This is a genomic window from Streptomyces glaucescens, assembly GCF_002154375.1.
In the GTDB taxonomy this organism is placed as follows: Bacteria; Actinomycetota; Actinomycetes; order Streptomycetales; family Streptomycetaceae; genus Streptomyces; species Streptomyces glaucescens.
In genome coordinates this window covers 1-5,675 of sequence record NZ_MUND01000725.1, presented here as the reverse complement: position 1 = coordinate 5,675, position 5,675 = coordinate 1, and the positions used below count along the sequence as shown (strand labels likewise).

Below are 5,675 nucleotides of genomic sequence, written 5' to 3'. Positions count from 1 at the left end.
GGTGGTCATAGCGTGAGGGAAACGCCCGGTTACATTCCGAACCCGGAAGCTAAGCCTTACAGCGCCGATGGTACTGCAGGGGGGACCCTGTGGGAGAGTAGGACGCCGCCGAACAAATATTGGGAAAACCCCCGCATCGGAAGATGCGGGGGTTTTCTGTTTTTCGGCGCAGGAAGCGATGCACAGAGGGCCCCGGAAACGGGGCCCTCTGTGCCGTAGGTGCCTCACAGGCGACCTGCTGTCTTGAGGGCCAGATAGGCGTCCGCGAGTGCTGGAGCCAGGTTGTCCGGCGTCGCGTCGACGACTGTGACGGCGTGACGGCGGAGTTGTTCGGCGATGCGGTCGCGTTCCGATTGGGCTTGGGCCGCGGCAGCGGCTTCGTAGACGGACTCAAGGTTTCCCCGGGCCCTTGCCATGCCGGCGATCCGGGGGTCCGCCACCGATGCCACGAGGACGGTGTGGCGTTGGGTCAGTTGAGCCAGGACGGGGAGCATGCCCTCTTCCATCGGGGCCGCGTCCAAAGTGGTCAGCAGGACGATCAGGGAACGGCGAGGGGCCGTACGGAGTGCTGTTGCCGTGAGGCCTCGGGCGTCCGTTTCGACGAGTACGGGTTCCAGGGGCGCCATGGCGTCGACCAGGGCCGGGAGCACGTCGTTCGCCGTACGGCCCTGGACCAGTGCGCGTACCGCCCGGTCGTAGGCGAGGAGATCGACGCGGTCGCCGGCCCGGGAAGCGAGAGCCGCCAGGAGGAGTGCCGCGTCCATGGAGGCGTCGAGGCGCGGGGCATCGCCCACACGGCCCGCGGAGGTGCGGCCGGTGTCGAGGACCAGGAGGATGTGCCGGTCTCGTTCAGGGCGCCAGGTGCGGACCGCGACCGCGGACTGGCGGGCTGTGGCGCGCCAGTCGATCGAGCGGGTGTCGTCGCCGGGGACGTAAGCGCGCAGGCTGTCGAACTCGGTGCCTTCGCCGCGGATGAGGGCGCTCGTGCGGCCGTCGAGTTCGCGGAGCCGGGCGAGCTTGGACGGGAGGTGCTTGCGGCTGGCGAAGGGGGGCAGGACGCGGACGGTCCAGGGGACCTTGTGGCTGCCTTGGCGGGCGAAGAGGCCCAGTGGGCCGTAGGAGCGGATGGTGACCCGGTCCGCGTGGCGGTCGCCGCGGCGGGTGGGGCGCAGGCGGGTCGTGACGCGTCGGCGTTCGCCTGCGGGGACCGTCAGGCGGTGGCGGGAGGCGGCCACCTCCGTGCCCGGCTGCCAGCTGCTCGGCGGCCATGCGTCTCGCAGCTGGGCGCGGAGCGCGCGGCGGGACGGGTTGCTGACGGTGAGGGTGACGTCGGCGGTGTCGCCCAGGCGTACGGAGGTGGCGCCGGAGCGGGTCAGACCGAGACGGCGTACCGGCGCGGCGAGGGCGAAGTCGCAGGCGCAGGCGAGGGCCAGGGAGCCGTTGACGGCGAGCACGCCTGTCCAGCTGGGGTCCCAGATTCCGACCGGGAGGGAGCCGAGGGCCGCCAGCAGGGCGGCGCGTCCGGTGAGTGGCATCAGCGGGGCACGGGGACGTGGGCGAGGATCGCGTTGATGACCGAGTCGGCCGTCACGCCTTCCATTTCGGCCTCCGGGCGGAGCTGGACGCGGTGGCGCAGGGTGGGCAGCGCCAGGGCCTTCACGTCGTCGGGGATGACGTAGTCGCGGCCGGTGAGCCAGGCCCAGGCGCGGGAGGTCGCGAGGAGGGCGGTGGCGCCGCGCGGGGAGACGCCGAGGGTGAGGGACGGCGATTCGCGGGTGGCCCGGCAGAGATCGACGACGTAGGCGGTGATCTCGGGGGAGACGGTCGTCTTGGCGACCGCAGCGCGGGCGGCTTCCAGGTCGGCGGGGCCGGCGACGGGGCGTACGCCGGCGGCGTGGAGGTCGCGCGGGTTGAAGCCCTGGGCGTGGCGGGTGAGGACGTCGATCTCGTCCTGGCGGGAGGGGAGCGGGATCGTCAGTTTGAGGAGGAAGCGGTCCAGCTGGGCTTCGGGGAGGGGGTACGTGCCCTCGTACTCGACCGGGTTCTGGGTCGCGGCGACCAGGAACGGCTCGGGGAGCGGGCGGGGGGTGCCGTCGACGGTGACCTGGCGCTCCTCCATGGCCTCCAGGAGGGAGGACTGGGTCTTGGGGGGCGTGCGGTTGATCTCGTCGGCGAGGAGGAGGTTGGTGAAGACCGGGCCGGGCTGGAAGGAGAACTCGGCGGTGCGGGCGTCGTAGACGAGGGAGCCGGTGACATCGCTCGGCATCAGGTCGGGGGTGAACTGGACCCGCTTGGTGTCGAGTTCGAGTGCGGATGCGAGGGCACGGACGAGCAACGTCTTGGCGACCCCGGGGACTCCTTCCAGCAGGACGTGTCCGCGGCAGAGGAGGGCGACGACGAGGCCGGTCACGGCGGGGTCCTGGCCGACCACGGCCTTGGCGATCTCGGCGCGCAGGGCTTCGAGGGAGGCTCGGGGGGTGCCCGGGTCTCCGGTCTGCCCGGCGTTGTCAGTGGTCGGGTCCATCATGGACGGCGTACCTCTCTTTCGAGGGCGTCGAGTTGGTCGGCGAGTGCGAGGAGGGCCGTGTCGTCGCCGGGCGGCGGGCCGAAGAGCAGGGAGTGCGGGGTCTGTCCGTCGCCGTGGAGGTGCGCGGACAGGGCGGGGAGCAGGGCTTCGGGCGCGTGCGCCTGAGCCACGGGGACGCCTACGAGGGGGGCGAGGCGGGCGCGGGTGGTGGAGCGGAGAGCGGCGGCGGCGCGGTCGCGGGCGTTCGCCTTGCGGTAGAGGCGTGCGCGGCCTTCGACGGTTTCCGAGGCGCGGATCGCGACGGGGAGTTTCTCAAGCACGAGGGGGCCGAGCCGGCGTGCCCGCCACAGGGCGGCGAGGGCCGCGGCGATGAAGAGCTGCAGGCTGCCCCAGAGCCAGCCCGCGGGGAGGAGGTCCAGCAGCGTCTTGTCGTCTCCGGTGTCGGCGGAGCTGTCGGAGAGCGAGGGGAGGTACCAGACCAGATGGGGGCGGGAGCCGAGGAGCTGGAGGGCGAGCGAGGCGTTGCCCTGCTCGTCGAGGCGTTCGTTGAGGAGGATGTCGGGCGCGCCGAGGACGACGGTGTCGCCGCCCCCGGAGGCGTGCGGTACCCGGACCAGGGTGGCCAGGCGCGCGCTGGGGTAGCACTGGTCGGCGTCGAGGTGGGTCGTGGTGTAGCGGATGCCGCCCGTGTCGGCGGTACCGGCGCGGCGGGCGGCGGGCAGGGCGCAGTCGGGGTCGAGCGTCGACTCCAGGCTGGTGGCGGGGTCCGCGGTGACTCCGGGGGCGAGTCGTTCGACGGAGGGGCTGCCCGCGGCGACGAGGACGGTGCGTCCGTCGGTTGCGGCGGTGGCGCTGTGCAGCCGGTTCTGCTGAGCGGCTGTCAGGAGGTCGGGGACGGCGACCAGGAGCGTGGTGTCGGGGCCGGCCGCCGCGCGGGCCTCCTCCAGGGTGGTGACCACGCGGGTGGAGACGCCCCGGTCGGCGAGGAGTTCGGCGACGGCGCGGCTGCCCCGGGGGTCGACGGAGCGCGGGTCGAGGTTGCCGTGCCGGGCGTCGGAGCGGATGAGGGCGATCGCCACGGCGGCCACCAGGAGCAGGACGACGGCGAGGGCGACGCCTCGGGCGCGGGTCCACAGCCGGCGGACGGTGGGGGAGGCCGAGGTGGCCGGTTGGGTGACCTCGGTGGCAGGGAGCGTGGCCTCGGTCGTCATCCGGCGGCCCCCTGGCCGGTGTGGTGGGGCTTGGTGTGGTCGCTGCCGGCGGGGAGCTGGGGCTTGGTGCGTTCCAGGTCGTGGTCGAGGTCGGCGATGCGCTGGTACGTCGGCTGGATCGCCGTCCGGCCGCCGTATGTGACGTCGTCGAAGTCGCGGGCGGCGGCGCGCAGCCGGTCGGCGTGGGAGGGCAGGGCGCGGCCGGCCTCGGCCGCGGCTTCGTCGGCGGTGCGGCCGGGGCGGGCGTCGAGGAGGGCGCGTTCCTCCAGGGAGCGGACGATGGCCCGCATGCGTTCCTGGAGGGCCTGGTTCCAGTGGCCCTGGGCGGCGTGCGCCTCCGCGGTGGCGCGGTGCTCGGCCGCGCTGCGGGGGCGGTCGTCGAACAGGGCGGCGGTGGAGGCGGGACGGCGGCGAGGGGTGCCCAGGCGCCACCACAGCGCGGCGAGGACGGCCACGACGGCGAGGATGAGGACGACGAGGCCCGCCATGCCGCCGGGGGTGGCGGCGGAGGCGGCGCTGAAGACGTCACCGACCCAGTCCCAGAAGGCGTTGAAGGCGCGCTGGAGGAGGCCGGGGTCGTCCTCGTGGTACATGCGCTTGGACAGTTCGCGCCGGGCCGCCTCCCGTGCGGGGTCGCGGGGGATGGTCAGCGGCGGTTCGTCGCCGGAGCGGGCCGCCGACAGGAAGGCCGGGGCGCGGTGCGGCGGCCGTACGGCCGGGCCGCCGCTGGGCGACCAGGTCCGTACGGCCGTCTCGGCGGCGCGGGGCAGGGCCGGCGCCGCTGACAGGACTGCCCCCGTCAGGCTCACCGCATCAGCTCCCGGGGGTGCCGGGGGCGGCGGGACCGTAGCCCTGGACACCGGCGGCGCGGGCCAGTTCGAGGTCGAGGGCCTCGCGGCGGATGCGCTGGTCGATGTAGAGGAGCACGGTGACGCCGGCCGTGATCGGGAAGGTGATCATGGAGCCGATCACCGAGCCGATGCCGCTGACGACGAGGAACGTCCAGCCGAAGTCGCCGGTGCCGTCGACGAAGCCGCCGATGCCGTCGCCGCCGAGCGCGGCGGCGAGGAACGTGAACGGGATGACGACGATCGCCGCGACGATGTTCGCGATGACCGTGGCGAGCAGCTGGATGCCGAAGACCCGCCACCAGGAGCCGCGCACCAGCTTCGCGGACCGGCTCATCGCCTTGGTGATGCTCTGCTTCTCCAGCATCAGGGCCGGGGAGGCCAGCGAGAAGCGGATCATCAGCCACAGGGCGACGACGGCACCGGCGAAGCTGCCGAAGACGGCGAGTGCGACGCCGCCGTCCCCGCCGCCGGCCAGGGTCACGAGGATGCCGGGGAGCGCGCCCGCGAAGGCGACGCCGACGGCGATGAGCAGCAGCAGGAAGATCAGGCCGAACAGCTTGGCGATCTGGGGGCGGGCGTCGCGCCAGGCCTCGCCGGTGGTGACCGGCTTGCCGAGCACGGCGCGGCTGGTGACGGTCGTCAGCAGGGCCGTCGCGGCGACGGTGCCGATCAGCGAGATCACGAAGAGGACGCCGGAGGTCAGCATGGCGTCGCTCATGGCCTGGGCCAGCTCGTCGACGGTGGCGCTGGGGTCGCCGAGGGCGTCGGTGTTCGCGTAGTCGTTCAGCACCAGGCCCTGGAGCAGGACGACGATGATCTCGATGACGACGGCGACGGTGAGCGAGATGCCGAGGACGGTGCGCCAGTAGGTGCGCATGGTCGACACGGCGCCGTCGAGGATCTCGCCGACGCCGAGCGGACGGAGCGGGATCACACCGGGCTTCGCCGCGGGCGGAGGGCCGCCCCAGGGGGCTCCCCAGCCGCCGTGGCCGGGACCTTGCCAGTTCCCGGGGCCGGCCGGGCCCTGCCAGTTGCCGGGACCGCCGGGGGGCGGTGCGCCCCAGCCCGGGCCGGGCGGCGGGGGCG

5 protein-coding genes and 1 rRNA gene are annotated in these 5,675 nt (G+C 73.7%); 1 reads left to right on the top strand and 5 read right to left on the bottom strand.

What is annotated here, in order from left to right; all coding sequences use genetic code 11:
• Positions 1-114: ribosomal RNA gene (gene rrf, locus CCN42_RS36015) — 5S ribosomal RNA — on the top strand; the annotation flags it as partial.
• 110 nt (positions 115-224) lie between these two features.
• Here rrf and CCN42_RS36010 read toward each other — a convergent pair.
• From CCN42_RS36010 to CCN42_RS35990, 5 genes are all read right to left on the bottom strand, one after another.
• Complete coding sequence (locus tag CCN42_RS36010; protein WP_086741549.1) at positions 225-1,535, bottom strand: DUF58 domain-containing protein; 1,311 nt, start codon at positions 1,533-1,535, stop codon at positions 225-227.
• Positions 1,535-2,524: an AAA family ATPase gene (locus tag CCN42_RS36005; RefSeq protein WP_086741548.1), complete on the bottom strand. Its 990-nt coding sequence runs from the start codon at positions 2,522-2,524 to the stop codon at positions 1,535-1,537. Before CCN42_RS36005 ends, CCN42_RS36010 begins: the two co-directional genes overlap by 1 nt.
• Positions 2,524-3,738, bottom strand: coding sequence for a DUF4350 domain-containing protein (locus tag CCN42_RS36000; protein ID WP_086741547.1), 1,215 nt, complete (start codon positions 3,736-3,738; stop codon positions 2,524-2,526). Before CCN42_RS36000 ends, CCN42_RS36005 begins: the two co-directional genes overlap by 1 nt.
• Positions 3,735-4,547 (bottom strand): DUF4129 domain-containing protein, encoded by an 813-nt coding sequence (locus CCN42_RS35995; RefSeq protein ID WP_086741546.1) that lies wholly within the window; start codon positions 4,545-4,547, stop codon positions 3,735-3,737. Before CCN42_RS35995 ends, CCN42_RS36000 begins: the two co-directional genes overlap by 4 nt.
• A gap of 4 nt (positions 4,548-4,551) precedes the next feature.
• Positions 4,552-5,675 (bottom strand): glycerophosphoryl diester phosphodiesterase membrane domain-containing protein (locus CCN42_RS35990; protein ID WP_086741550.1); only part of this gene is annotated, 1,124 nt, incomplete at its 5' end.